Source organism: Streptomyces sp. NPDC058307 (assembly GCF_042880295.1).
GTDB lineage: Bacteria > Actinomycetota > Actinomycetes > Streptomycetales > Streptomycetaceae > Streptomyces.
The window spans coordinates 26581-52442 of record NZ_JBHVYZ010000047.1 but is presented as its reverse complement, the minus strand read 5'-3'; the positions used below and the strand labels follow the sequence as shown (position 1 = coordinate 52442).

Annotated in this window: 18 protein-coding genes and 1 pseudogene; 12 read left to right on the top strand and 7 right to left on the bottom strand. The window is 71.8% G+C overall.

The window, feature by feature from the left end; all coding sequences use genetic code 11:
- The first annotated feature begins 36 nt into the window (after nucleotides 1-36).
- The 4 genes from ACFVYN_RS29000 (at nucleotide 37) to fxsT (ending at nucleotide 8025) form a co-directional block, all read left to right on the top strand.
- Nucleotides 37-1188, top strand: a complete 1152-nt coding sequence (locus ACFVYN_RS29000; protein ID WP_390003549.1) for an FxsB family cyclophane-forming radical SAM/SPASM peptide maturase — start codon at nucleotides 37-39, stop codon at nucleotides 1186-1188.
- A 20-nt stretch (nucleotides 1189-1208) separates the two neighbouring features.
- A complete protein-coding gene (locus ACFVYN_RS28995) occupies nucleotides 1209-2618 on the top strand; it encodes an aKG-HExxH-type peptide beta-hydroxylase (protein WP_390003547.1) in 1410 nt (469 codons plus the stop codon).
- A 239-nt stretch (nucleotides 2619-2857) separates the two neighbouring features.
- The gene (gene fsxC, locus ACFVYN_RS28990; protein ID WP_390003545.1) at nucleotides 2858-4033 is read left to right on the top strand and encodes an FxsC protein; all 1176 of its coding nucleotides are present in this window, start codon (nucleotides 2858-2860) and stop codon (nucleotides 4031-4033) included.
- The gene (gene fxsT, locus ACFVYN_RS28985; RefSeq protein WP_390003542.1) at nucleotides 4030-8025 is read left to right on the top strand and encodes an FxSxx-COOH system tetratricopeptide repeat protein; all 3996 of its coding nucleotides are present in this window, start codon (nucleotides 4030-4032) and stop codon (nucleotides 8023-8025) included. The genes fsxC and fxsT overlap by 4 nt, the downstream gene beginning before the upstream one ends.
- 37 nt (nucleotides 8026-8062) lie before the next feature.
- On the opposite strand, the gene ACFVYN_RS28980 is transcribed toward fxsT, so the two are convergent.
- The 5 genes from ACFVYN_RS28980 to ACFVYN_RS28960 all read right to left on the bottom strand — a co-directional run bounded on the left by ACFVYN_RS28980 (nucleotide 8063) and on the right by ACFVYN_RS28960 (nucleotide 16811).
- A complete protein-coding gene (locus ACFVYN_RS28980; protein ID WP_390003539.1) occupies nucleotides 8063-9280 on the bottom strand; it encodes a toll/interleukin-1 receptor domain-containing protein in 1218 nt (405 codons plus the stop codon).
- Between the two features lie 28 nt (nucleotides 9281-9308).
- The gene (locus ACFVYN_RS28975) at nucleotides 9309-12152 is read right to left on the bottom strand and encodes a hypothetical protein (protein ID WP_390003536.1); all 2844 of its coding nucleotides are present in this window, start codon (nucleotides 12150-12152) and stop codon (nucleotides 9309-9311) included.
- Nucleotides 12149-13363, bottom strand: coding sequence for a hypothetical protein (locus tag ACFVYN_RS28970; RefSeq protein ID WP_390003533.1), 1215 nt, complete (start codon nucleotides 13361-13363; stop codon nucleotides 12149-12151). The genes ACFVYN_RS28975 and ACFVYN_RS28970 overlap by 4 nt, the downstream gene beginning before the upstream one ends.
- Nucleotides 13360-14268: an AAA family ATPase gene (locus ACFVYN_RS28965; RefSeq protein WP_390003530.1), complete on the bottom strand. Its 909-nt coding sequence runs from the start codon at nucleotides 14266-14268 to the stop codon at nucleotides 13360-13362. The genes ACFVYN_RS28970 and ACFVYN_RS28965 overlap by 4 nt, the downstream gene beginning before the upstream one ends.
- Nucleotides 14269-14420: 152 nt before the next feature.
- Nucleotides 14421-16811 (bottom strand): large ATP-binding protein, encoded by a 2391-nt coding sequence (locus tag ACFVYN_RS28960; protein WP_390003527.1) that lies wholly within the window; start codon nucleotides 16809-16811, stop codon nucleotides 14421-14423.
- Nucleotides 16812-17003: 192 nt separating this feature from the next.
- Between ACFVYN_RS28960 and ACFVYN_RS28955 the strand changes: the two genes are divergently transcribed.
- The gene (locus ACFVYN_RS28955; RefSeq protein ID WP_390003584.1) at nucleotides 17004-18149 is read left to right on the top strand and encodes a hypothetical protein; all 1146 of its coding nucleotides are present in this window, start codon (nucleotides 17004-17006) and stop codon (nucleotides 18147-18149) included.
- Entirely contained in the window at nucleotides 18146-18988 is an 843-nt protein-coding gene (locus ACFVYN_RS28950; RefSeq protein ID WP_390003524.1) for an aminoglycoside N(3)-acetyltransferase, read from the top strand. Before ACFVYN_RS28955 ends, ACFVYN_RS28950 begins: the two co-directional genes overlap by 4 nt.
- Before the next feature lie 135 nt (nucleotides 18989-19123).
- Here the strand turns inward: ACFVYN_RS28950 and ACFVYN_RS28945 are convergent, their stop codons facing one another.
- Nucleotides 19124-19996, bottom strand: coding sequence for a bifunctional DNA primase/polymerase (locus ACFVYN_RS28945; protein WP_390003521.1), 873 nt, complete (start codon nucleotides 19994-19996; stop codon nucleotides 19124-19126).
- Nucleotides 19997-20343: 347 nt separating this feature from the next.
- Here ACFVYN_RS28945 and ACFVYN_RS28940 point away from each other — a divergent pair, with 347 nt between their 5' ends.
- The 6 genes and pseudogenes from ACFVYN_RS28940 to ACFVYN_RS28915 all read left to right on the top strand — a co-directional run.
- A complete protein-coding gene (locus tag ACFVYN_RS28940) occupies nucleotides 20344-20658 on the top strand; it encodes a hypothetical protein (RefSeq protein WP_390003518.1) in 315 nt (104 codons plus the stop codon).
- A 285-nt stretch (nucleotides 20659-20943) separates the two neighbouring features.
- Complete coding sequence (locus ACFVYN_RS28935) at nucleotides 20944-21930, top strand: bifunctional MaoC family dehydratase N-terminal/OB-fold nucleic acid binding domain-containing protein (RefSeq protein ID WP_390003515.1); 987 nt, start codon at nucleotides 20944-20946, stop codon at nucleotides 21928-21930.
- Entirely contained in the window at nucleotides 21927-22316 is a 390-nt protein-coding gene (locus ACFVYN_RS28930) for a MaoC family dehydratase (RefSeq protein ID WP_390003512.1), read from the top strand. Before ACFVYN_RS28935 ends, ACFVYN_RS28930 begins: the two co-directional genes overlap by 4 nt.
- Nucleotides 22313-23482, top strand: coding sequence for a lipid-transfer protein (locus tag ACFVYN_RS28925; protein WP_390003509.1), 1170 nt, complete (start codon nucleotides 22313-22315; stop codon nucleotides 23480-23482). Before ACFVYN_RS28930 ends, ACFVYN_RS28925 begins: the two co-directional genes overlap by 4 nt.
- 146 nt (nucleotides 23483-23628) lie before the next feature.
- A complete protein-coding gene (locus tag ACFVYN_RS28920) occupies nucleotides 23629-24186 on the top strand; it encodes a SigE family RNA polymerase sigma factor (RefSeq protein WP_390003507.1) in 558 nt (185 codons plus the stop codon).
- A 441-nt stretch (nucleotides 24187-24627) separates the two neighbouring features.
- A pseudogene (locus ACFVYN_RS28915) lies at nucleotides 24628-24873 on the top strand (fatty acid--CoA ligase); the annotation flags it as partial.
- Between the two features lie 109 nt (nucleotides 24874-24982).
- Here the strand turns inward: ACFVYN_RS28915 and ACFVYN_RS28910 are convergent.
- Nucleotides 24983-25708 carry a phosphotransferase gene (locus tag ACFVYN_RS28910; RefSeq protein WP_390003581.1) on the bottom strand — a complete coding sequence of 242 codons (726 nt, stop codon included), beginning with the start codon at nucleotides 25706-25708 and terminating at the stop codon, nucleotides 24983-24985.
- Nucleotides 25709-25862: the final 154 nt, after the last annotated feature.

Genomic DNA, 25862 nt, shown 5'->3' with positions numbered 1-25862 from the left:
ACGTAGGCAGCGGAGGCCCGTGGCAGGAGGTGGCACGTGCGTGATGCGAACCCCTTCGTCGAGTGGATAGTCAAGGTTGCTCAGCCATGCAACCTGGCGTGTGACTACTGCTACGTCTACGAGCTGCGCGACCGCACCTGGCGGGACAAGCCGGCCGTCATGGCGGACGGGACCGCGGATCAACTGGCCCGCCGCATAGCCGAGCACGCCCGACGTCACGCCCTGCCCCGGGTCCGGGTGACGCTGCACGGGGGTGAGCCGTTGCTCGCCGGCCTGTCTCGAATCGAACATCTTCTGGAAGTCCTGACGCGGGAGCTGCGCGGCACGGCTGAGTGTGATATTTCCCTTCAGAGCAATGGGACACTTCTGAATCCCCCATGGATGGACCTGTTCCGCCGACACGGGGTGTCGGTGGGCGTCAGCCTCGACGGCAGTCGTGCGACCAACGACCGTCACAGGCGTGCCAGGAACGGACGGAGCAGCTACGACTCCGTCCAGAGGGGATTGGAACTCTTGGCGAGGCCCGAGAACAAGGCGCTGTTCGCGGGCCTGTTGTGCACGGTCGACATCGACCATCCGCCGCTCCAGGTCTTCGAGGCGCTTCTTGCGCACGAACCGCCGGCCGTCAACTTCCTGCTGCCGCACGCCACCTGGGAGCATCCTCCGCCCGGCCACGATCCGAATCGAACGCCGTACGCGAACTGGCTTCTGGCGGTGTTCGAAAGGTGGTACGCCGCGCCGCGTCAGGAGACCAGGATCCGTCTGTTCGAGGACCTGATGGACCTCGCGCTCGGCGGTCACGTCCGGTCGGAGAGCACGGGACTGGCCGACACGGATTTCCTCGTGGTCGAGAGCGACGGCACGATCGAGCTGTCCGACTCGCTCAAGGCGACCCGGAACGGCGGTGCCGCCACCGGCGTCGACATCTTCGCTCACGACTTCGACACCGTGGCGCGGCACCCGGTCGTGGCCGAGGCCCGCCGCGGGGGCCTGGCGGCCCTCGCCGACGTCTGCCGCGGTTGTGAGGTCGTGCGCCTGTGCGGCGGCGGACTGCGCGCGCACCGCTTCAGCCCCGGAAACGGCTTTGCCAACCCCAGCGTCTACTGCGCCGACCTGCGCGTTCTCGTCACTCATATCCGGGACCGCGTCCTGGCCGATGCCGGCGCCCTGCTGGGGAGTGCCTCGTGACGGCCCCGGCGACTTTGCGGATGACCGCAGACGACTTCGCGAGTCTGGCTGTCTGTCACCCGTCCCCGGCCGCCCTTCGGGTCCTACGGGACGGGCAGGTCTCGCGACGCCTGCTGATGCTGATGAGCGTGGCCGAGGCGGCCCGCGGCAGTGCGCCGGAATTCTGGGAGGCGCGGGGCGCGGCGGCCTGGGAGCTGTGCAACCGGGCCCGCAGAGCGGACGTCGGCGCTTTCGAGGACGTACTCCTCCATCCCCATGTCGGCGTATGGCTGGGCCGGTGTCTGCGAGCCCTGAACGATGCGTGCCCCGCCGCCCGGGCGGGCGCGGACCTCGACCGGCTCCCGGGAGTGGCGGCCGCGGCCGCGTTACGCGCCGGACTGCGCCCGCACCTCACCCTCCCGGCACCGGGCTCGCTCGTCTGGCTGCCCACGCTGGGGGTCGTCCGGTTGGCGGGCGGCGCGGCCGAGGCATGCCTGCGAGGTGACGTACTGGACCTGGGCGGGCGGTCGACGGCCATCGGGGAGCGGGGCGGGCCGGCGGCCCATGACATGACCTGGGAGGGCCCGCGCCGTATCACCGTCGGTGCCCTCGGAGGCGCGCCGCCGTTGTCAGTGGTCCTGGAGGACGCCGATCCCTACCGGGACGCGCACGGCCATCCCGTGTCGCCCGGTCAGACGGCCGGGGAACTGCGTGCCTGGCAGACGGTGGTGGCCTCGGCCTGGCAGGTGGTGACCCGCCTGGTGCCGGAGCGTGCCGCCGCCTGCGCCTGGCTGTGGACGGCGCTGGTGCCGCTGCGGCCTCCGCGGACCGGGCGGGGTGTGAGTTCCTCCGCGCGGGAGGCGTACGGGGCGATCGCGGCCTCCTTCGCCGCCGACCCGGTGCGGTTGGCCGAGACCGTGGTGCACGAGAGCGCGCACATCGCCTTCGGAGCCCTCGCCGATCTGACCGATCTCGCGGATCCGGAGGATCGCACACTGCAGCGTGTCGGCTGGCGCAAGGACCCCCGGCCGGTCGGCGCGATGCTCACGGGAACCCATGCACATCTGGCCCTTCTGGAATTCTGGCGCCGACGCGGGCAGGAACTGAGCGGCGCGGGGGCCCGTGCGGCGCGGGCCCGGTTGCACCACTACGGCGCACAGGTCATGGACGCTCTGCGGATCCTCCAGGCCCATCCCGCGCTCACGCCCATGGGGGCGCACTTCGTCTCGGTCATGGCGGACGAGTCGGCGCGCTGTGGCTTTTCCCCGCGCACGTTCGCCTCCGTTCGCCCCAACCGCCCCTCACACCATCGGGTGGTATCGCGGGAAACGCCGGACGTCGTTCGAAGGCGCGGAGTGTCCTCGTCCGAACAGGGCGGGGCGGGCTTAGCTGTGGGCTCAGCCGGGTGCCGGGAGAAGACTGTCGACGAGACGACACCGGGGGCGAGCTGATACATGAGGACGCGGTGGCACGGCGGAAAGACGATGGCACAGCGGAAAGCCGCGAACGCCCGGGGAGCGGCGAGAGCGCGGGGCGCAGGCACGCCACCAGATTTTCGCCATGTCCGGAACAAACATCGACGTGGTGGGGCCGGTGGTGACGCGTCGCACGACCTGTGCGCCGCACCCTCTCGGCCCGTCGCCCGATCCGGCTCGTCCCGGGACCGCGTCGCCCTACGGGAGCAGCCATCGTGAGCCACTTCTACTTGAGTCACGTTCGCACCGTCGACGAGGAGTGGGTCGCGTCGTTCTTTCACGACCTCTGCCAGCTCGTCGCTCGGCGGACCGGACGCTCCCCGGAGGCCGTGGGCGTCCGTGGGAAGCCGCAGTCGGCCGATGTGTCGGTGGACCTGCTGGGCCGGTCCACCGTCCTCGTCGTGCTGCACTCACCGCGGTATTTCAGCCAGTCGTACTGCCGGGCCGAGCTGTCCTACTTCCAGCGCCGACTCAACATGCAGCGGTCCCGGACCGGCCGCAGTGCCGACGCGGTCGTCGCCGTCACGTGGGAGCCCGACCTCACGCACTCCCTGGAGGCCGTCGGCCCGTACCAGCCCCTCGGTGTGCGGTCGGAGGCCTACCGGCGTGACGGGCTGCTGCATCTGCTGCGGCTGAAGGCGCGCTACCGGTCCGAGTACGAGGAAGTGCTGGGGGCCGTCGCCGACCGGATCGTCGCGGCCGCCGAACAGCTGCCCGAGGTCCATGGATTCGACGCGACCGGGAGCCATTCGCCCATGGGCGCGCCCGCGCACGTAGGCAGCCAGGAGGTCCGTTTCGTCGTCGCGTCCACGGCCAAGGACGACGTGTCCGACGAACGGCGCTCGCTCCAGTACTACGGGAAGACGGCCCTTGACTGGTCTCCCTACGCGCCGGGGGAACACGAGGCCCTGGTCTCCCTGGTGAAGAACACCGCCACCGCGCTGGACTTCACCGCGACCGTGCTGCCGCTGGACGAGGAGACCGTCGACCGGATCGTCGGGACACAGGACGCCGAGCAACTCGTCGTGCTGCTTGTTGACGCGTGGGTGGCGATGCGGCGGGAGGAACACCGGCTTCTGGCGGCCGTCGACGAGCGCAACCCCGATGCGACCACCGCGCTCGAACCGAGGGCCCGCGACGACACCGAGTCGGCCGAATGGGCTGACACCCTCGACGATCTCCTGGACCGCACGCTCCCTCGCATGCGGGGACGGCACAGCGAGTACGAACGCTGGAAGCTGCTGGACGCGGAGAGTTTCACCTCCTCTCTCCGCAAGGTGCTCATCCGCCTTCAGAACGAAGCGCTCAAGTCAGTGGAAGCCGTTCAGCCGCCGGCAACGCCGACTGAAGGCCTCCCTACGTTTCCCCTGCTCGGAAGGTATTCCTCATGACGTTCGACTCGGGTGACGCCGGCGCCCGCGAGTCCGGCACGATCGTCACGTTCTACTCCTTCAAGGGTGGAACCGGTCGCACCATGGCCCTGGCGAACGTCGCTTGGATCCTGGCCAGCAACGGAAAACGTGTATTGGCCATGGACTGGGACCTGGAGGCTCCGGGGCTGCACCGCTACTTCGCTCCCTTCCTCGGCGACCCGGAGCTTCGCTCCACCCCGGGCGTCATCGACCTGATCCGCGGGTTCGACCTTTCCCGGCCGAGGCCGACCGGGGGCGACTACAGCCGACAGGCCCGCGTGGAGCGCTACGCCTCCGCCCTGACGTGGTCCTTCGACAGCGGCGGTTACGTCCTCTTCGTCTCTCCCGGGCGAAGGACCCCCGAGTACTCCGAGACCATCAACACCTACGACTGGAAGGGGTTCTACGAACAGCGCGACGGTGCCGCGTTCCTGCGTGCCCTGCGCGAGGACATGCGGAGCAACTACGACTACGCGCTGATCGACAGCCGTACGGGCTGGAGCGACACCTCCGGCATCACCACGGTGCTGATGCCGGACGTGCTGGTCAACTGCTTCACCCTGAACACCCAGTCGGTGGACGGCAGCGCCAGCGTGGCCGCGGACGTACGGCGGATCGCCCCGCACGTGAAGATCCTTCCCGTGCCCATGCGGGTGGAGGACGCGGAGCAGGAGAAGCTGGCGGTGAGCCGGGGACATGCCCGGCATCGCTTCCAGGAGTTCCTGAAGGACACGCCGAGGGCGGTGGATCCCGACGGCTACTGGGGTGCGGTGGAGATCCCCTACAAGCCTTTCTTCGCCTATGAGGAGGTCCTGGCCACCGTCGCGGACACGCCTCGCCAGCCCGCCTCGCTGCTGGGCGCCTACGAGCGCCTCACGTCCGTGATCACGGACGGTCGCGTCACCTCTCTGCGGCCGGTGGAGGAGCCGGTGCGCAGGCAACTGCTCTCCCGCTTCCAGCGGGTTCCGGTGCCCGGTGGCCGCATCGTGCCGCGCGTGCGGGTCGACTTCGCGTTGCGTGACGGCGCCTGGGCGGAGTGGATCGCGGCCCAGCTGCAGGGCGGGGGGATCGCTGTGACGCTGCACGGCAGCAGTCCGTCGGTACCGCTGCCCGGTGGCCCGGCGGACGGCGCCGACGTGGTCATCGCCCTGCTCTCGCCCGACTTCGCCACCACGCCGGTCGCCGACGAGGTGCGTGCACTGGCGGCGGCTCCCGACGGGCCCAAGATCATCGGGCTGCGCACCCGGGAGCATCAGCCGGAGCCGGCCCTGCGCGGACTGCCCGGTTTCACCCTGGCGGACGTACCCGCTCAGCACGTGCTCCACCAGGTTTTCGCCCTGCTCGAACTGGAAGTGCCGTCCTCCGCCCTCGGCGAGGGCATCGCCTATCCGGGCCTGGTTCCCCGGATCTTCAACGTGCCGCGCCGCAACAACGCCTTCACCGGCCGTGACGTACAGCTGGACCGGCTGCGGTACGAGCTGAGCGCCGACTCGCTGCGTGCGGACACGCCCGTCGGGAAAGTGTTTTTGTATGGTTTGGGGGGAATTGGCAAAACTCAGATCGCGCAGGAGTACGTCCACCGTTACGGTTCCCAGTACGACCTCGTGCACTGGATCCCGGCGGAACAACCCAACCGGATTCCGCAGCTCCTGGCGGAGCTCGGGATGGAGCTGGGCATTCCGGGTGACACGGTCGACGAACGTGTCCAGGCGACGATCAACGCTCTCCAGAACGGCGAGTATGGTCGCTGGTTGCTGGTTTTCGACAACGTCACCGAAAACCAGGACGCGTACGGAGAGACCCCGCACAGTGACGAGGGAGACACAACGGTGGAACGGTACCTTCCAGCCGAGGGGCCGGGGCACGTCATTCTCACCGCCCGGCGCTCTCCCCACGAGGAGAACCAGATCGCCGTCGAGATCGACGCCTTCCACCGGTCCGAGAGCATCGCCCTGCTGCGCCGCCGGGTGGACGGGCTCTCGGTGGAGGACGCCGACCGGATCGCCGACACGCTCGGTGACTTCCCCATGGCCATGGAGATCGCGGCGGCCTGGCTGCGCCAGACGGCCATGCCCTTGGACACCTACCTCGACCGGGTCAACAACCAGGTCAGCGCGGTACTCAACGGCTCCGGAGGCGCCGGCGACAGTCAGCAGGAGTCCCTCCTCGCGGTCTGGCGGCTCACTGTCGACCGGCTCGGCAACGAACGGCCCGCCGCGGTCCGGCTTCTCGAACTGTGTGCCTACCTGTCCCCCGAGCCGATCGCGCACTCCCTGCTCTACAGCGACGCCATGCGGAACCGGCTCGCCGAGGAGACGGGGGACGAGTCGGTGCTCGACCCCATGGTGATGGGGTACCTGATCCGTGACCTCGGCCGGTACGCGCTCGCAACCGTGGACCAGCAGAGCGGATCCATCCAGGTGCACCGACTGGTCCAGGCCGCGGTGCGGGAATGGCTGAGCGAGGATCCCGAACGCGAGAAGCGGACCCGGCGTCAGGCACAGCTGGTGCTGGCGGGAGCGCTGCCTTCGGCCGCCTTCCAGGAGGACAGCGATGCCGCCCGGCAGAGGTTCGCAGAGCTGCTGCCCCACCTGGAGCCCTCGGAGGCGCTTTCCAACACCGATGCGCGGGTGTGCGAGTGGGTCATCCGCCAGGTACGCAACCAGTGGCGGATCGGCGACCACCGGGCCGCCGCCGCACTGGGCCAGAAGGCGCTCGACGCCTGGACACAGTCCCTCGGCGCGGACCATCACCTCAGGCTGCGGCTGGCCGCCCAGGTGGCCAACCCGCTGCGCTCCCTGGGCCGTTACCGGGAAGCCCACGAACTGGACGCCGACACGCTGCGGCGTCAGCGCCAGCAACTCGGTGAGGACGACGGATACACGCTGGTGACCGCCCGCAACTACGGTGGTGACCTGCGTGGCCTCGGCCGCTACCAGGAGGCGTACGACGAGGACTCCAGGACGTACGAGCTCTACAAGAACAGCCCGCACTTCGGCCCCGACCACGAGGACACCCTTCGGGCCGCGCACAACCTCGGGGTGTCGCTCATTCTGGCGGGCAGGCCCGCCGAGGCCCTGGAGCGGGCCACCGAGACCTATCAGAGGGCACGGCAGGCGCTGGGCCTCAAGCACCGGCTCACCTGGGCCTTCGCGGTCAGCACGGCCCTCGACCGCCGGGAGACGGGCGACTACCAGGGAGCCCTGGATCTGCTCTTCGAGATCCGCAAACGGTTCGCCGGTGTCCTGAAGGACGAGAACTCCGACGACGTGCTGAGCACGGACGCGTCCCTCGCGGTGACACAGCGCCGTCTCGGCCACTACGTCGAGGCGGAGGCCCTGACGCGTTCCACCCTGAACGTGTACCGGCAGCGCTACGGTGAAGCGCACCCCGACACGATGTCGTGCACGGCGAACCTCGCCTGCGACCTGCTCGCCCTCTCGCTGACGGATCCGGCCAGGGGGGAGGAGGCGGAGAAACGCGGGCGCCAGAACCTCGTCGGCTATCGGGAACGCCTCGGAGCCGGACACCCGTTCTCGCTGGCGGCCGCGACCAACCTTGTGGCCATCCTCAGAAGCCGGGGAGAGATCGGGGAGGCGATGGAACTCGCCGACGAGACCCTCCCGCGCCTCGTCGAGCGGCTGGGCGCCTCTCACCCTGCCACTGTGGCCTGTCGGGCCAACCGGGCCGGCGTGCTGTCCGAGCTGGGCCGTTACGAGGAGGCGCTGGCCGAGGACGAGGACACGCACGAGGCGTACCGCGTCCTCTACCGGGACCATCACCCGCGGGTGCTCTGCGCGGTGTACAACGTCGCTCTGGACCGCATGCTGATGGGCGACGACGACGCCGAGCAGACCCTCACAAGGGTGACGTTCGACGCGGAGCAGGAGTTCGGTCGGGAACATCCCACGGTCCAGGTGATGCGCGACCGCAAGCGGATCGACTTCGACCTGGAGATGCCGCCGACCTGATGCGACCGTACGACCTGACCGCCCCGGGGCGGTCAGGTCAGTTGCTCGCGGTCGTCCCGTACCGCCGCACGAATCGCCGCACCGTCCGGTTCATCTCCTCCTCCCGCCAGGCGGGCAGGCCCTCCAGGCGGGTGTGGGTCCCGGTGGCGCCGAGCAGTTCGCCGTCCACCACGAACAGGAACAGCAGCCCCCCGGGGTACGCCGTGTCGAGCGCTCTGACCAGGTCGGCGTCCGGGGGATGCGGGATGATCACGACCACCGGGCCGAAGTCGTGCTCGTGTTCCCGCAGGGTCTCCTCGTCGTGGATGTCGAACTCCTCCCGGAGTGCTTCGCCGATACGTTCCACCAGATCGGCCAGGACACCGGTGCCCGCGGTCAGCGGGACGACGAAGTGGTCCCAGGGCAGCGGAAGTTCACTGGCCCGGTGGATGTAGCGGCGTGCCGTGTCCATGGAGAGCGCCGGCAGCACCGCGACCCTGGGGGAGCCGGCGCCCAGTACCCCGCGCATTCGGGCCGCCTCGGCCAGGGGTACCCGGGCATGGGTCACGCTCAGCTGGATGAGTTCCCGCGAGGCGTCCGGGCCGGACAGGGGCAGCAGTTCGGTGAGGGCCGCGCGCAGCGGATCGGCCTCGGGCTCGCTCGGGCGCTCGGCCAGCAGGCCCGAGGCGAGTCGGTGACGCATCAGCGGGGACAGGGTCTCCAGAGGGACACCCAGCGTCGCACCGGCCCGGCTCAGGCTCTCCGCGTCCACCTCCCGCAGATGATGGACCACCCGGTGGTGCACCTTGGCACCCGTCGACTCGGCCCGCATCAGGTCCAGTTGGGGTCTTATGTCATGCCGTACGGCTTCGAGGTCGTCCTTGCCCGGCCACTCCACCATCTGCCGCCGGTGCGGGCTGAGGGAACCGAGCCCGCTCTTCTCCAGGGCGTCCAGGGTCACTTCCGGCAGCATCAGCAGGATCACCGGGAAACCGTCGTGCCGGTTGCGCAGTTCCGCCATGGCCAGTTCGTTCTGCACGTGCTCGGACCGCAGGGCGTGATCCGACACGATCAGGAGCATGCCGTGCGCGCTTCCCATGCCGTCGGAGATGGCCGCCATCCAGTCCTGCCCGGGAACCAGCGACTCCCGGTCCACGACGACCGGTTCGCATCCCTCCTGGTGCAGCAGTTCCTCCATGGCGCGGCGGGCCGGCCAGCAGCTGCAGGTGCAGCCGAGAGGCTCGCTGCGGCTGAGGAAGACATGGGGACCGGACATGGGACTCCTAGCAGGGGGCCGTGTCGCGTCAGCGGGCGGGCGGGGCGAAGGGATCCGTGGGTTCGTCCGGGGGCGGGTGGGTGTCCGTGCGGATCCGGAACCAGCGGGTGCGACCCGCGTCGAGCTCCACCGTGACCAGCCCGTCACCGGTGGGCCGCAGGACCCGTGGCGGCGCGTCGGGCGGGTGGTCCGGGGTGTCGTGGACGATCTCGATCAGCTCGGTCGCGCCGGTCGCGGCGGTCGCGTCCGGCAGCGGTACCCGGGCGGTGACCGGAACGTCCACCGTGCTCGTCAGGCACAGGACGGTCTGCCCGGCGTGGTCCCTGCGGACAGCGGTCACCCCGGTGACGCCGGCGGGCACCCGCTCGACTCCGCCGGTTCGCAGAGCGAGCTGTTTGGCGCGCGCCGCGAGCAACGGTCGTAGCACCGAAGGCGCCCGGCCGGCCGGAGCCAGGACCGAGGCGGGCACCTCGTGACAGCCCGGGAGCGCCAGCAACAGAGCCGCCTGCGGATCTGCGACATCCGAGGGGAGGGCCCACGCGCGGTATCGCGCAGGGGGGCCGGGGGCAGCCGCGGGGTCGGGCGGGGGGCCCAGGCAGAGGTGGCCGGGAGGGTCGGGGTGGGTCGCGGCCGTGGTTGTCGTGACCAGCGCCGCCTGCGGGTAGGCGCCCAGCAGATGGCGCAGGCGGGTGAGCAGCGACGCGGGCCACCGGTCCGTGTCGCTGAGCCGGAGTCCGTCGATCGGTTCCTCCAGCAGGTCGCAGGCGCGCCTGAGCAGTTCGCCGTACGGGGAGTCCTCGTCCGGGGGTGCCAGTTCCACCAGTACGCGCAGCCCCAGCTCACGGGCCCGTGCCAGCAGCGCGGCGAACTCCTCCGAGTCCGCCGGCAGGGCGGCGGGCAGGCATATGTGTCCGATGCCCCAGCGCCGGATCCCTGGTGGCAGCACGGCGTTGCGGGCCGGCAGGACCACCCCGACACTGTCCCGGAGCCAGCCCGGCCCCGCTCCGTCCGGCGGGGAGGCAACCGGTCCCGGGGTGAGCAGATGGCTCCGGCCGTCCTCCGCGCGGATCTCCACCTCGCCGCCGTGCCCCGACACGAGAAGCAGCCCGCCTGCCGCCGGATGGACCTCCCGGACCCGGAAAGGCATCGGCACCGCCGTGACCGCCCCGCCCTCCGGCCAGCCCAACCGCAGCAGTCGCTCACTCCCGTCCGCGGCCACGACCAGACCGGTCTCGGGAAGCAGCGCGAGTGAGGACGCCGGCGCGGGCAGCAGGCCCAGCACGGCGGCGTCACCGGCCGATCGGGACGAAGGGTCCGCCGTACCGCCGGACCCGGCTGTAGAGGGCTCGGCAGACCCTTTGGATCCACCCGCCGCGGAACCCGTCACCCCCATACCCGGCCCGGCCCACACGCGGCCGTCCGCCGTGCCCCACACCACCGCCCCCGACCGCGGATCGCCGCACAGGGCGGTGATCTCGGTCCCCGCGTGCCATCGGCCGGCCCCCGGGTCGGAAGGCGAGGCCAGGTGATGGACCGTCACGGCGCCGCTCGCGTCCGCCGCGGCCACCAGGGCCGAGCGGACCGAGCACCACAGCCGTACGACCGGGGCCGGATGCGAGAGGATGCGCAGGGTCCGGTCGGGGTCGCCGTCGTCGACGAGCAGGACGTCGGCGCCCGTGGCGAGGCAGAGCACGCCGCGTTCCGCCGTCCGGGACCAGCCCACCGCCGTCGGCTGCACCGCCAGAGGGTGCAGGACGGTGTCGGCGGTTCCGTCCACGGCCGTCGTCACCACGTGCAGCCCCTTGCCACTGACCACCGCCGTGGCCGCGGGGCCGTTGTCGGCGACCGTGAGCAGCCGTGGCCGGTCGGGCAGTTCGACCGAGAGCACGGACTCGCCGTCGTCGATCCGTAGCACGGTCCGGCCGTCCGCCGTCGTCGCGGCCGCCGCCCGGTGGCCCGCCCGCGCGCACAGCAGGGCACCGCCCAGCTCCGTCTGCGCGGCCAGGAGCGTGCCGTCGGCGCGGGCCTCGGCAGCCACGCTCAGGTCCAGCGCGGTCTGTTCGCCGTGGTGCAGGTCCAGTTCGTGCCACTGGGTGCCGGGCAGGGCGCCGCGCAGCCGCAACCGGACCCGGCCCGCACCGCTGGCTCCGCACACCAGGGCGTCCCGTTCCGGAGGGCGGCTGATGACCAGGCCGTCCGCCACGGCCCGGACTCCGATGTCCACCTCGGTGTGGACCAGCGTCCGCACCGCCCGGATCTCGTCGGCGTCGGCCCGCGTCACCAGAGCGCGCGGCGGTTCCATGCCCAGCCGCTCCGCCGCCATCACCTGCAGCCGCCAGGCGGGCGGCGACTCCCGTACGGCTTCCGGCAGTCGGGGGAGGAACCGCAGGATCCATCGGCCGGCCTCGGCTGCTGTGCCGCCCTCGGCGAGGACCTGCCGGAACAGGGGGGTAAGCGTCCGCTCGATGCCGGCGTCGGTGGGCCGCGGGCCGGTGGTCGCCGACCACAGCAGCTCCTCGAAACCGCGGACGAGGGGCGGCGCGCAGCGATGGGTGGCGACGGTGAAGTCGCGGACCGAGCCCAGCAGATCCGGGTCGTGGTCGGACAGCTGCCGCCGCAGCTCCGCGCTCACCTCCGGGTACAGCACCAGGGCGTGGCTGTCGGCGGCCTCCACCAGGGGTGAGAAACACAGCCTGGCCTCCAGGCCGGTGCTGCTGTCCGGGACGAACCGAAGCCGGGCGCCGCGCAGGAAGTGCGGCTCGGCCTGGGCGGCCAGGCACAGCGACCGGGCCAGCCGCACCACGTCGGGCTGGTGCCTGCGCTGTTCCGTGATCAGCCGGTACGCGCTGGTGCGCTCGGGTGCCGCGGTCATCGTGGCCGACCGGCCCGCCGTGGGTCCCGGCGGGCCGCGGTCTGCGCGCTCCTCACGGACAGCCGACGGTCCAGCGGAACGAGCGCCACCGTCTGTCGTACGGCCGCCGGGTACTCCTCGGCGGAGTAGGGGGTCAGACAGACGACGGGGCTGCCCGCCGCTCGCAGCCGTCGCAGATAGGGGAGCCAGCTGGTCGGCGAGGAGTGGTGGCGGCCGGGCACCGGCGGCTGCAGGTGCCCGAGGTCGGACAGCAGGAGCACCGGCTGCCCGTGCGGCGGAACCGGATGGGGTTCCCAGGTGCGCCCCCGGTCGCGGCTGACACCCTGAGCGATGCGCAGGTCCAGCACGCGCAGCCCGCCCGGCGGCAGCATGCGGGCGGCGAGCCGGCCGATCCACTCCTGGTCGTGCCGGAACGGCCGCATCGACTCACCACGGTCGATCAGCAGCAGTGCTCCTGCCCGGGTGGTGGACCGTTGCCGGTAGGGCACCTTCGGCCGGTCGACCTGGCCGCCGGCGAGGCCGCGCACGACCAGGCCCACCAGCCGGGAGTGGTCGATCGCGCGTCCGGTCATGGCTGTGGCGGCCACCGCGAGGAAGACGGCCCGCTCGGTCCGCGGGTTCCACGGCGGGGCGGGCCGGGGCAGAGCCGTCGGCCAGGGCACGTCGAACGCCTCGGTGCGACCCAGGAGTTCCTCGGTGGCGTCGTCCGGGGTACCGGACGGAGCGGGTTCGCGCCACAGCGGCGGTTCCGTCTCCTGGCTCGCCGCCGGACGTGCGGCACGGACCAGGAGCAGTGAACCCCCGGTGGCCGTGCGGGGGGCCGGGCCGGGGGCCTGCTCGCCCGGGCTCGTGGTGGGGGAGGCCGGTGTCCGGCCGTACGGCGCCGAGCCGGCGGGGTCCGCGTCGGCCCGCCGCGCGGGGTCGGGCGGTGCGCCCGGGGTGCCGGTCGGGTCGGGCGAGCCGGCAGCGGTCCCCGGGCGGTACGTACGGGCCGTCGTACCGTCGCCCCGGAGCGGTCGCTCCGTGCCCCCGGCACGGCGGCCGGGACGGTCGGACGGGGTGCCGGCACGTGCGGACGGGACGGGGCCGGCGGAGGGAAGAGCGAGTCCCAGGGCCGCTGCCAGGGTGGCCAGGCCGTCCGGGTCGGACACCCGCAGGGCGCGGGCCGTCCGCAGCAGATCGCCCAGCCGGGCCGGGTTCCCCGGGTTCATATGGAGGACGACGGGTCGGGGGAGCCCTTCACCATGGCGAGGCCCGCGACCGCCCGCCATTCCGGAGAGTCGGCGGTCAGGTCCATCTGGTGGCAGGCCCGCAAGGTGTCCAGGAACTCGGCGGTGCTCGCCGCGGGCCGGGTCCCCACCGACTCGTGGTCGAACATGTCGGCCAACTCCACGGTGAGCGCCTCGTCGTAGTCGTCCCCCATGTGCAACCGGGCGACCTTCAGGAGATGTTCGCGGCCCGGTGGGCGAAGTCGCAGCAGGATGCAGCGGCGCAGGAAGGCGGTGGACAGTTCCCGTTCCTCGTTGCTCGTGATCACCACCAGGGGTGCGTCCGTGCCCTCGGCCGCGGTCACCGTCCTGCGGTCCGGGCCCACGAAGCGGAGGTTGTTGAGCGGATCGAGCAGGGCGTCCGGGACATCGGGGTCAGCCTTGTCGATCTCGTCGATGAGGACCACGGCGGGCCGATCGCGCAGTGCGGGCACGCCCTCCTCGTCCATGGCCGGATCGAGCGCCTTCCACAGGGGGCCCGGCCGGAAGTAGGACCGTGAACCGGCATCCTCGAGCGTGCCCCGCGTGGCGTCGTTGAGCTGGCGGAACGCCTCCTCGCGCCAGAGCAGGTCATGCGGCTCGGTGCGGGCGGTGACCACCTCCGCGTAGTAGCGGAAGTGCATCAGCCGGGCCACGTTCGGGGCGAGAGCCGACTTTCCCGAGCCCGGCGGACCGAGCACGAGCAGTGGACGGCCGGACGCCAGCGCGACGTTGACGGCCAGGACGGTCCGGTCGTCGAAGAGGTAGACCTGTTCGTCGAGGCGAGCCGTGCCGCGTGCGGGCTTCCGGCCGGTCTGCGCGGGCCGGTCCGTCTCCGCGGCCGGGTCGAAAAGCTTGATCAAGCCCACTGCCCCCCATAGTCAGCTCACGGCTTGGACGTATCGCACCCCGTTGCACTCTTCCCCATGGGACGCACGGTCACTACTCGGTCGACGAATATGGCCGACAGCGCGGTTCTCCCGCACGGACCTGGGAACCGGGGCCGCCGGCCGTGGAGTTGTCAGCTGTGGAGCCGACGCCGTACGCGGATTTCCGGGAACAGGGTGCCGGCGGGTGGCGGCGCGGCAGCCGGGCCGGGCCCGCGGCCGCCGGTCACCAGGTCCACCCGGCTCAGCCAGGGCGCCCGGCGCAGTGCCTCCGGTACGGGCAGGTACGGCCACGGGTCGATGTCGAGGAACATGACAGTCGAGGACTCCAGCGTCGTCAGATCCCTCAGGTTGGGGCAGCGCAGCACCCGCACCGACCTCAGCGACCGGCATCCGGCCAGCTCGGGCAGGGCAAGGAGGGAGGGGTCGTCCGCGAGGGACAGCGAGCGCAGCCCGGGCAGCCGCGGCAGCGTGTCGGCCAGCCCGTCCACCGGGCCCGAGCAGCGCAGTTCGGGTACGGCGGTACCGGTCCGGAGCAGGGCGTGCACCTCGGCGGAGGACCGTACGACCGCGCGCAGTACGGCAGGAGGCGGCGGCGGTTGGCCGGCCGACAGCCGTCGCGGGCGGTCCGCCGACCTCGCCAGGACGCTGCGCGCGGCGCCGGTGCCGGCTTCCGCGGCCCGCAACTGGGCCAGCAGCTCGACGAGTTCGGCCGACGGTCGGTGGCCGGGCAACTGGTCGGTGTCCGTGCCGGGCGTGTGCGCCAGATGGTGGGCCGCCAGGAAGGTTCTGACCTCGGGGCCCGGGAAGGCCACGGTGTCGGGTCCGGGACGGAACACCACGCCGGCGCGGTCCGCGAGTGCGGCCAGCAGCCGCTCGGGCGAGGCGGTGTCGAAGGCACCGGGCGTCCGCAGCGCGCTCAGCGCGGTCCGCAGGGGTATGCGGGAGCTGTCCAGCGCGAGGGCGGCGACGGCCAGCCGGCCGGAGGCCGCCCGCAGGACGCTGTCGGGAACCTGGTTCGCGGCGAGGCCGGGCACCCGAGGGGCGGGCGGTCCGGTCGTCTCCTCCCGCGCCCGGCGCCACACCGCCGAGACGGCGGCCCGCAGCAGCCGGTACCTGGGCACCGGGGCCGGCAGACCCGCGGCCGCCGCCCGCAGCAGCGCCGCCGCGGCGGCGGGGCGGCCGGCGACGCCGACGAGCAGTGGATCGGTGTCGAACTGCCGCAGCAGCACGCCGAGGGCCTGCCGGCCTCCGGGGGCGGCCACCGCACGGGAGTCCAGGAAGGTGCGGACGTCGTCCGGGGACAGGGGCCTGAGGCCGGCGATCCGGAAGTCCCCGAGTCGGGACCACGGCACGCCGGTACCGTTCGTGGCGATGACGCAGGGCGCTTGTGGGTGGGTCTCCAGCAGACGCAGGAGCCACTCCCACACGGCGGCGCGGTGGCCCGCGGGCAACCCGTCCAGGTCGTCTACGGCCAGGAACGCCCGTCCTGCCCGCAGTTGGCGGGCGGCCCAGCCGGCCGGTTCCCGCGGAGCCGCCGACGGGGCGAGCGTCGGTACCATCCCGTCCAGCCGGGGCAGTCCCCCCGACCGCGCCGACAGTACGAACGGTATCCGGCACCCCCAGGGCCTGCGGCCCGCACCGCCCGGCTCACCACCGCCCCGCCCAGGCGACGTGTCGTCCAGCGCCCGGTCGGCGAGCCGTGCGAGCTCGGTGCTGTGGCCGGCTCCCGAAGGGCCGACGAGGAGGATCCGCCGTCCCAGCTCCGGCAGCAGCTCGGCAGCCAGGACCTGGTCCGGTTGCGGGACGCTCTCATCCGGCTCCCCGTTCCCGTCACTCCCGGCATTCCCGGCATCCGTGGCACCGCGGGCGCTCAGGACGCGGGCGACCGGCAGGGCGGGCAGAACGGGGGCCATCTCCTCGCGGAACCGCTCGGTGAAGGCCGCGTCGTCCGCCGACAGCGCGTCGGGTGCCTCCCCGGCGAACCGGTCGTCCAGCTCGGGTGCCGGGGCACCGGCCGTGGCCATCTCGGTCATACGGGCCACGATCCCGTCGAGCGCCCGGTCCAGCACCGCCCGGTACCGCGTGGCCTGCATGGTCATCAGGGCCAGCCCCAGCGAGCGGTACTCGGCCGGCAGGCCCGCGGAGAGGGTGTCGGCCGTCGCGATCGGTCCCGGAAGACGCCGGTCGACCGGCTCCCAGATCAGCGGCAGGACCGGCTGCGGGGAGACACCGGTCCGGGCCTGCCCCAGGCTCCGGCGCATCGCCAGCACCGCCCAGTCCCGCTGGGCCGGCCCCTCGTCGAAGTACGCCGGACTGCACAGGGCCAGCACGATCTCCGCCGACCTGACGCCGTACGAACCCTCTTCCCGTCCCCCGGGCGGACCGGCCGGTGGGGCGAGACGCTGGAACCGCGGCCCGCTCCCGGTGTCCAGACGCCGTCTCAGCTCGTCAAGGAATCTCGCGACCCAGGCCTCGTCCCTGCCGTGCGCATAACTGACGGCATAGCGGTACACGGGCACCATCTCATCCCCCGTATGTGGCTTGCGTACCTCGTTTCCAGTTTCGCACGAGCCCACCGACCGGGCGTGGCACAATCCAGGCCATCGACTCGTAACCATTCAGGCTTTATTGGCGAATTGTCAGGTACAATGCCCATTGTGTCCGCCGGGGCGCAGCCCCTGGGGAAGAAGCAGGCGAATCTGCTCACTGCCATCATGCGGGGGGTGCCTGTCCTGGGATCCGGCAAGGAACCCCATCTCCTGACCGACGCAGACGTCCGCGGCCTCCTGGACACCCTCCGGCCGTGCACGGACGCTCAGGAGACCGGAGAGGTCAACCGGCTGCGCCCCCGCCTGCTGAACGCCGTCATCGGCGCCGAGGCCAGACGCTCGGGTTACATCCAGGGCCTGCCCCGCCACGGCGCCGCTCCCCTGCTGCGGGCCGTCGGCGAGGCCGTCCGTGCCCCGCTGGTGCTGCGGGTCGTGTACGGCGCCAGCACCACGATGCCGCTCCGGGCACTCAGCTATGTCCTCCCGGCGGTGCGCATGGCGTCCCGGCTGACCGAGGCCGGCCACCGCGCCCCCCATCTCCAGATCGTGCTGGCCGGTGCCCTCGGCTGCTGGGTCAACGGCCTGTCGGGGCCCGCCGTGGCCGAGGAGACGGCCCTGCTGGCCCGTTGCCTCGGCCGCCTGTTGTCGTCCCTGGTGCCGGGCGGTTTCGGGGTGTACGTCACGCTCGCGTCGGCCGATGTCGGCGCCGCGCTGGACGGCCTGGTACGGACGCTGACCCCGGCCCGGCGCGCGCACGTCCTGGAGCGGCTCAGCGGCAAGGGCGGAGCCACCGCCGACGAGCAGACGCTTCGGTACTCGGCCGCCCATGTCCTGGTGCACGACCGGGGGACGGTCCCGCTCGCTCTGCAGCAGGGCAACCCCGTCCCGGAGAACGCCACGGTGATCGACATCGGAAGTCTGCAGGAGCGCCACTTCCACGACGTACGACGCCTGTTCGGGCCCGGGGAGGGCGCCGGTCCCGGGGCGCTGGTGCTGTCCCGGCACTCGGTACCGCCGTACACCATGGCCAGGGGCGGGGACATCGGACTGCGCGAGTTCCGGGACGGCAGGAGTCCGCAGGGCAGAACCCTGGCCTCCGCCGCCCGCCATGACCTGCGGCTGCTGTGGACCGCGCTGCCGCCCGAGGAACTGCGCCGGATCACCGACGCGTCGCACGAGCGGCTGCGCACGGTCACCGGCGTCCCGGGCGTCCCGGGCGTCTCGGGCGTCTCGGGCGTCTCGGGCGTCACCGGCGTCTCGGGCGTCGACCCGTACAGAGCCGCCGACGTCTTCGAGGGAGCGCTGCGGTGACCGTCCGTGCCGCCCCTCCTGCCGGCGCCTCCGGCTCCCTCGGTCCCGAGGAACTCGCCTTCCAGCTACGGGCCTTGGGCATCCGGCCCGGCGACACCATGCTGGTGCACGCGTCCCTGAGAGCCGTCGGGCGGGTGCGCGGCGGTGTCGGGGCGGTCGCCGACTCGCTCCTGGACGTGCTCGGTGCGGACGGCACGCTCGTCGTCTACACCCAGACCCCCGACAACTCCGACCCGTCCCGCTGGCCGGTCACACGCGGCTGCGCGGTGCCGCCCTCGCAGTGGCCGCGGCTGCGGGCCGCCCTGCCCGCGTTCGATCCGGGACGGACCCCGAGCTTCGGCGTCGGCGTCCTGCCCGAGGAGGTCCGCACCCGGCCCGGCGCGCTGCGCAGTACCCACCCGCAGAGTTCGTTCGCGGCCCTGGGGCCGGCCGCCGCGGGGATCACCGCGGGCCACGCCCTGAACTGCCATCTGGGTGAGGAGTCCCCTCTCGCCCGACTGGAGGAACTGAACGCCCGCGTTCTGCTCCTGGGCGTCGGCTACTCGGTCTGTACGGCCTTCCACCTGGCCGAGTACCGCGTGCCGGGCCAGGGCAGCCGCGACTACGGCTGTGCGGTCGCCGACGGTTCGGGACGGCGCTGGCATCGCTACCGTGACGTGGACTTCGACTCCTCGGACTTCCCGGCGCTGGGCGACGCCTACGAGTCTCTGCCCGAACGTCCGGTGACCCGGGGCCGGGTGGGCGCGGCCGACTGCCGCCTGTTCGACCTGGCTCCGGCGGTGGCGTTCGCGTCGAAGTGGTTGATCGAACACCGGCCGCGGTGGCGGCCGGTCGAGTAGCGGGAGCGGGGCGCGTCCGGGGGACGCAGAGTGCGCCGGGCTGCCGGGTCACTCGTGGCGGGGGTTCCGCGATGTCCGGGAACGGGGGAGCCGAGCGACCATCCGCGCCGCCGGGATCCCGCAGCCGTCCGTCCGTCACGGCCGGTGGGCCGTCATCCGTGCCGCCGACGCGATCGTCGCCCGTGCCTCGCGTTCCGTGAGTCCCGTGTTCAGGGCCGCGTCCACCAGGGGCGCGACCAGCGCCGGGCCGATGCCGTTCTCGTAGGCGCGGCAGGCGGCCCAGAACAGGCGGGTGTTGCGCTGGCCCTCGTGGGCGGCGAGGACGAACTGGACCAGACCCTGGCCCCGGTCGCCGGCCGAGGGATGGGTCGCGGGGTGGATGGGGCGTGGTGGGGGCAGGAGCAGCCGGAGCAGGGCCGGTGGGCAGGCCGCGGGGGCGAGGTGGGCGGTGCCCGGGGCGGTTGTGTAGGTGCCGTGGTCGGTGCGGGAGCCGGGGCCGACGAGGTAGCCGCCGGCGCCCCTGATGTCGATGCCGGGGGCCAGGCGGCCGGCCGAGTTGGGGACGGCGGTGTCGGGCGGGCCGGTCAGCCAGAGGTGGCGGCCGCCGCTCGGGGTCAGGACGACCACCGTGTCGGGGATCGTGAAGAGATGGCGCAGGGCCAGTTCGCGCAGGGCCGCCGAGGAGTCCGTGTCGGACTTGGTGTCCAGGTCGACGCCGATCAGATGGTGGGGTGGCAGGCCGCACGCGATGCCGTAGCCCGTGGCCCAGGGGGCCGCCGCGAAGAGTTCGCGGATGCGGACGGGGTCGGTCGAGGCGTCGTAGACCCCGTGGCCGAACGCGCCGCACTCGCCGTGGCAAGGGGGCGTCAGGACGTTCACGTCGCGGTGGGGGGAGCGCAGGGCCGGGAGTTTGGTGCGGGACAGGGGGATGACGGCCAGCCCGCGCTCGGCGGCGGACAGGGCGTGGGCGAGGGCCAGCGTCGTGGCCTGCCGGTCTGTGGTGGCCATGACTCCATGTTCGTACGCATGTTCGAAAAAGGGAAGGGGTGGTGGGCTTGACGCGCCGAGGTCCGGGGATTGGCTGGAAAAGTGCAGGAACGCTTCCTCTGTTGTCCTGCTTGGCCATCTACGGTCGGTATCGTCCGAGATTGTCAGCTGAAGTCGCGAAAGGGGTTTATCGACTTGTCCTCACGCTTCAGGGGGAATAACGGCTTCCGCTCTGGTTCGCCGGGGATTCGGTGGGCAACTCTGGACTCGCGACGTCGTGCACAACACCGGGGTGGTCGGCCAACCGCCCTGGAAACAGCCTCACTTGACGTACTACCGGCCACAGGCCGGGTTCTGGAGGAAACACCATGGCAAGCATCCGTACCGCCCGCGTCATCGCCGCCGTCTCCGCCCTCCCGCTCGCCGCCGCACTCTTCACCGGCGTCGCGGCGGCGGGCAACGGCGGCTTCGCGGACGACGGATCGAACGCGGGGGTCGCGAGCATCGTGGGCAGCGGCGTCGGACACGACAACAAGGGCAACTCGTCCACGACACAGCAGAGCGCCGTCGGGTCGGGGGCGTCGAACCAGAGCAACACGGCCCAGGTCAACGGCTCCGCGTTCACGGCCGTCAACCAGGGGAACAGCAACACGTCCGTCAACTTCACCCCGCTGTGGTGGTGATCCGCGAGGGCTGACAGGCCCGCGACGGGGGGATTCACGGGGTGGGATTCACGGGTGGGCTTCATGGGGTGGGACACGTCCGCGCGGCGGTGCTTCAGGCGCCGCCGCGCAGGCGTGTCCGCATGCGCGGCGACAGCCTTGACACCGCACCGCAGGCGTGTCCGCATGCGCGGCGACAGCCTTGACACCGCACCGCAGGCGTGTCCGCATGCGCGGCGACAGCCTTGACACCGCACCGCATCTGACGGACAGTCAGGAAATCTTGCGGACAAGGAGGTTGCCGTCATGGGGGACGATCCGGACCACCAGACGCCCCGGCCCCAGCCCCGCCCACAGCCCCGCCCACAGCCCCAGACCCACCCCCAGGCGGACAACTCGCTGACCCGCCTCAAGTCCTACGAAGGACGCCCCGCCGCCGTCTCCGCCACCGGCAAGGATCCCGTCAACCTCCCCATGATCCGCCACTGGTGCGAAGCCCTCGGCGACTCCCACCCGGCCTACACCGGCCCCGACGCCATCGCCCCGCCCACCATGCTCCAGGCCTGGACGATGGGCGGTCTGTCCGGCCACACGGGCAGATCGTCTTCGTACGACGAACTCCTCGCGCTCCTCGACGCCTCGGGCTGCACCTCGGTCGTCGCGACCGACTGCGAGCAGGAGTACCTCCAGCCGCTGCGCCCGGGCGACGAGATCACGTTCGACACGGTCATCGAGTCGGTCTCCGACCGCAAGACCACCAAACTCGGCACCGGTCACTTCGTCACGACCCGTACCGACGTCCGCGTGGGCGGGACCCTCGTAGGTACCCACCGCTTCCGCATCCTCAAGTACGCGCCCGTACAAGGGAAGAAGCCCCCTCCCCGGCCCCGGCGCCCCCGCCCCGTCGTCAACCGCGACAACGCCGGCTTCTGGGAGGGCGTCGAACAGCGCAGGCTCCTCATCCAGCGCTGCACCGCCTGCGCCGCCCTCCGCTTCCCGTGGCTGCCGGGCTGCGCCCACTGCGGCGGCCCCGACTGGGACACCGTCGAGGCGAGCGGAGAGGGGACCGTCTACTCGTACGTCGTCATGCACCACCCGCCCTTCCCGGCCTTCGACCCTCCCTACGCCGTCGTACTCGTCGAACTCGCCGAGGGCGTGCGGATGATCAGCAACGTGGTCGGGACGCCGTACGACAAGGTGCGGATCGGGATGCCGGTGCGGCTCGCCTTCCAGTCGTACGACGGTGATCTCACCCTGCCCGTCTTCCGCGCCGCCGAGGAGGCCGCCGTATGAGAGCGGGCGACGAGCTGCCACCCCTCGAGATCCCGGTCACCCGCACGCTGATCGTCGCGGGCGCGATCGCCTCCCGGGACTACCAGGACGTGCACCACGACCCGGAACTGGCCCGGCAGAAGGGCTCCCCGGACGTCTTCATGAACATCCTGACGACGAACGGCCTGGTGGGGCGCTACATCACCGACCACTTCGGACCCCGGACGGTGCTCAGAAAGGTCGCCATCCGGCTGGGAGCGCCCAACTACCCGGGGGACACCATGGTGCTGACCGGGACGGTGGAGAGCGTCGAAGGCGCCACCGTCACCGTCCGGATCGTGGGGACCAACGGCATCGGCAATCACGTGACCGGGACGGTCACCTGCTCGATCAGGGACGCCGAATGAGCACACGCGCGCGTGACCGGCTCGGCGGCCGGGCCGCGATCGTCGGCATCGGGGCCACCGAGTTCTCCAAGGACTCCGGCCGCAGCGAACTGCGCCTGGCCGCCGAGGCGGTCCGCGCGGCGCTCGACGACGCGGGCCTCACGGCGGCCGACGTGGACGGCCTGGTCACCTTCACCATGGACACCAGCCCGGAGATCACCGTCGCCCAGGCCTGCGGGATCGGCGAGCTGTCCTTCTTCTCCCGCGTCCACTACGGCGGCGGCGCGGCCTGCGCGACCGTCCAGCAGGCGGCGCTCGCGATCGCGGCGGGCGTGGCCGAGGTGGTCGTCTGCTACCGCGCCTTCAACGAACGCTCCGGCCGCCGCTTCGGCTCCGGCGTCCAGCACCGCGAACCCTCCGCCGAGGGAGCCGCCCTCGGCTGGTCCCTCCCCTTCGGCCTGCTCACCCCGGCCTCCTGGGTGGCGATGGCGGCCCAGCGCTATCTGCACACCCATGGCCTCGGTCCGGAGGCCTTCGGCGAGGTGGCGGTGACCGGCCGCGCGTACGCGGCCACCAATCCGGCCGCCTGGTTCCACGGCCGCCCCATCACCCTCGCCGACCACGCGGCCTCCCGCTGGATCGTCGAGCCGCTCAGGCTCCTGGACTGCTGCCAGGAGACCGACGGCGGCCAGGCGATCGTCGTCACGTCCCTGGCACGCGCGCGTGACCTCCCCCACCGGCCCGCCGTCATCACGGCCGCCGCCCAGGGCGCGGGCCGCGCCCAGGAACAGATGACCAGCTACTACCGCGACGACCTCACCGGCCTGCCCGAGATGAACGTCGTCGCCCGCCAGCTGTGGCGCACCTCCGGCCTGACCCCCCAGGACATCGACGTGGCGATCCTGTACGACCACTTCACCCCGTTCGTCCTGATGCAGCTGGAGGAGTTCGGCTTCTGCGCCCGGGGCGAGGCCGCGGAGTTTGTACGCCGGGCCGCGCTCCCCCTCAACACCCACGGCGGCCAGCTGGGCGAGGCCTACCTCCACGGCATGAACGGCATCGCGGAAGCCGTACGGCAGGTGCGGGGGACGGCCGTGAACCAGATACCCGGGGCCGAGCGCACGCTGGTGACGGCGGGGACGGGGGTGCCCACGTCCGGGCTGGTGCTCACGGGGGACGACGGGTAGCCCCCAGGGGTAATCCCGCAGTAGATGCGCTCCCCTCGTCCACCTTCAGGAGGTGCAGTCAGCACCACCTCTACAACCTGAGGGGGAGTCTTCATCGGGACCTGTGGCCGATGAGCGAGGGGCGGTCGCGAATCTAGCGTGGAGTCATGACCACACCCGTCTGCACCAGTGCTTCGAAGGCCGCCGTACCGGCGACGCAGACCCTCGCGTACCCGTCGTTCGCCTCGTACGTGAAGGCCCGCCAGCCGGTGCTGCTGCGTACCGCCCGCTCGCTCACCGCGAACCCGAGCGACGCGGAGGACCTGCTGCAGACCGCCCTGACCAAGACCTATGTCGCCTGGGAGCGCATCGAGGACCACCGCGCCCTCGACGGCTATGTGCGCCGCGCCCTGCTGAACACGCGCACCTCGCAGTGGCGCAAGCGCAAGGTCGACGAGTTCGCGACCGACGAGATCCCCGAGCCCGACCCCGTGCCCGGTGACGACGACGCCGCCGAGCAGCAGGCGCTGCACGACGCGATGTGGCGGGCGATCATGAAGCTGCCGGCGCGGCAGCGGGCGATGGTCGTCCTCAGGTACTACGAGGACCTCAGCGAGGTGCAGACGGCCGAGGTGCTCGGAGTCTCCGTCGGGACGGTGAAGTCGGCGGTGTCGCGGGCGCTGGGCAAGCTCCGCGAGGACCCGGAGCTGGTGGTCGCCCGCTGAGGCCTGGCCGGCGGATCAGGTCGGCTTCAGGCAACGGTGACGGCAATGGATCCAGGCCGGCTTCAGGCAACGACGGCAATGGACCAGGCCGGCTTCAGGCAACGGCGGCAATGGACCAGGCCGGCTTCAGGCAACGGCGCCTCGTCAACCCGCCATGGGGAGTCGGCGAGTGACGACAACAGGGTCGGGGATGCCGCGCTGGGCGAGTGCCTGCCAAGCCCCCGGCGACACCGGCATGATCGCCCGACAGGCCCTCGGGAGGCCGGGAACCGTCGGTGACGCTCGGCCGTTGTGAGGGCATGCACGAACGATCGGTTGCCGTGTGAGGGCATCTCGTTCGGCCGTCGTGAGGGCATCGTGACGTGATCGATCGCCCGGCTCTAGTGACATACCACGCGGTATGTGCGCAGAATCGGCGCGACCCTTACTACCGCGTAGGCAATGTCGCCCCGGGAGGACGCCGTGCTGAGCACGATGCAGGACGTACCGCTGCTGATCTCCAGGATCCTGACCCACGGGTCCTCGATCCACGGCACCTCACAGGTGACCACCTGGACCGGCGAGCCGGAGCCGCACCGCCGCTCCTTCGCCGAGATCGGCGCCCGCGCCGCCCAGCTGGCGCACGCCCTGCGCGAGGACCTCCAGGTCACCGGGGACGAGCGGGTGGCGACCCTCATGTGGAACAGTGTGCCCAAAACATGCGGGGGCCCGATGGGTCTCTGAACTGGGGCGATACGCGGTAGCGGCAGCAAGCGACCCCGGCACCTGTGGTCATGGTGCCGGGGTCGTGGGTTGATCAGGGGAGAGCGTGAGCGCCCGTCTGCTGGTCGTTCTGGCGGTATGTGGCCCATGTCTGCGCGGCCGACGTGAGGGCGGCCCTGTGCGGCATGGGGCGCGTACGCTCCCAGTTCTCCCACGCGGTGTAGACGGTGCGCGCGAACGTGGTGACGGTGGCGGGGTCGGCCGTGCGGTACGCGGGAACCTGCTGGGCGAAGCTCTCGGCCTGTTCGGGCGTGTGGCCGGCGGAGATTAGTCGGGGCACCGTCAGTGCGGTGTCTGCCCACGCGGGGGCGGGGCAGGAAAGGGCCCAGTCCAGTAGCAGCAGCTCGCCGCCTCCGGCCATCAGCATGTTGTGCGGAGACATGTCCGTATGGGCGAGCCCTCGGCCTTGCATCCCCGGCGGTACGTCCTCGGGCAGGAACTCAGTCCATCGTGTGTGTAGTGGCTTCTTGTTCAGATCCTCTGGCCAGGGAGCCTGAGACGTCACGGTAAGGGTGCGCACCAGAGAGGCGAGGTCGTTAGAGCCGGGAGTCAGGTCTGGGTGTCGGCCGTCGATGTACTCGTATCCGTAGAGCAGCCACCCGCCAGCGTCGACCTCCCACAACACGCCAGGCGCGAGGGGTGCGCGTCGAGTGACCCGCGCCTCGTGGCGGTACACCCACGCCTGTGGGTCGTCGTGCCGGGTGCCCTTGGCGAACACTCGGCCCGCTGGTGTGTGGAGGGTGCAGGCGAGCCGGGACATGACGCCGTGCGGCGCGGTCTCGGCCCTCCCGACCGGGCCTGTGTGTCGCTCGACGGCGGTCCGGGTCGGTGCTGGTAGGTCGTGCCATTCGATGCGGTCCACCCGCGGTCTCCTGCGTCGGTCGAGCGAAACGGGGTCGGGCCCCCGGCCTGGC

Bases quoted from the DNA above. Each gene is read 5' to 3' on its own strand.
- ACFVYN_RS28975 (WP_390003536.1), bottom strand. From the start codon at position 12,152: ATGACCGCGGCACCCGAGCGCACCAGCGCGTACCGGCTGATCACGGAA.
- ACFVYN_RS28925 (WP_390003509.1), top strand. From the start codon at position 22,313: ATGAGCACACGCGCGCGTGACCGGCTCGGCGGCCGGGCCGCGATCGTC.
- ACFVYN_RS28920 (WP_390003507.1), top strand. From the start codon at position 23,629: ATGACCACACCCGTCTGCACCAGTGCTTCGAAGGCCGCCGTACCGGCG.
- ACFVYN_RS28980 (WP_390003539.1), bottom strand. From the start codon at position 9,280: ATGTCCGGTCCCCATGTCTTCCTCAGCCGCAGCGAGCCTCTCGGCTGC.
- ACFVYN_RS28940 (WP_390003518.1), top strand. From the start codon at position 20,344: ATGGCAAGCATCCGTACCGCCCGCGTCATCGCCGCCGTCTCCGCCCTC.
- ACFVYN_RS28960 (WP_390003527.1), bottom strand. From the start codon at position 16,811: ATGGTGCCCGTGTACCGCTATGCCGTCAGTTATGCGCACGGCAGGGAC.
- ACFVYN_RS28995 (WP_390003547.1), top strand. From the start codon at position 1,209: ATGACCGCAGACGACTTCGCGAGTCTGGCTGTCTGTCACCCGTCCCCG.
- ACFVYN_RS28910 (WP_390003581.1), bottom strand. From the start codon at position 25,708: ATGTCCCGGCTCGCCTGCACCCTCCACACACCAGCGGGCCGAGTGTTC.
- ACFVYN_RS28970 (WP_390003533.1), bottom strand. From the start codon at position 13,363: ATGAACCCGGGGAACCCGGCCCGGCTGGGCGATCTGCTGCGGACGGCC.
- ACFVYN_RS28955 (WP_390003584.1), top strand. From the start codon at position 17,004: ATGCGGGGGGTGCCTGTCCTGGGATCCGGCAAGGAACCCCATCTCCTG.
- fxsT (WP_390003542.1), top strand. From the start codon at position 4,030: ATGACGTTCGACTCGGGTGACGCCGGCGCCCGCGAGTCCGGCACGATC.
- ACFVYN_RS28935 (WP_390003515.1), top strand. From the start codon at position 20,944: ATGGGGGACGATCCGGACCACCAGACGCCCCGGCCCCAGCCCCGCCCA.
- ACFVYN_RS28930 (WP_390003512.1), top strand. From the start codon at position 21,927: ATGAGAGCGGGCGACGAGCTGCCACCCCTCGAGATCCCGGTCACCCGC.
- ACFVYN_RS28945 (WP_390003521.1), bottom strand. From the start codon at position 19,996: ATGGCCACCACAGACCGGCAGGCCACGACGCTGGCCCTCGCCCACGCC.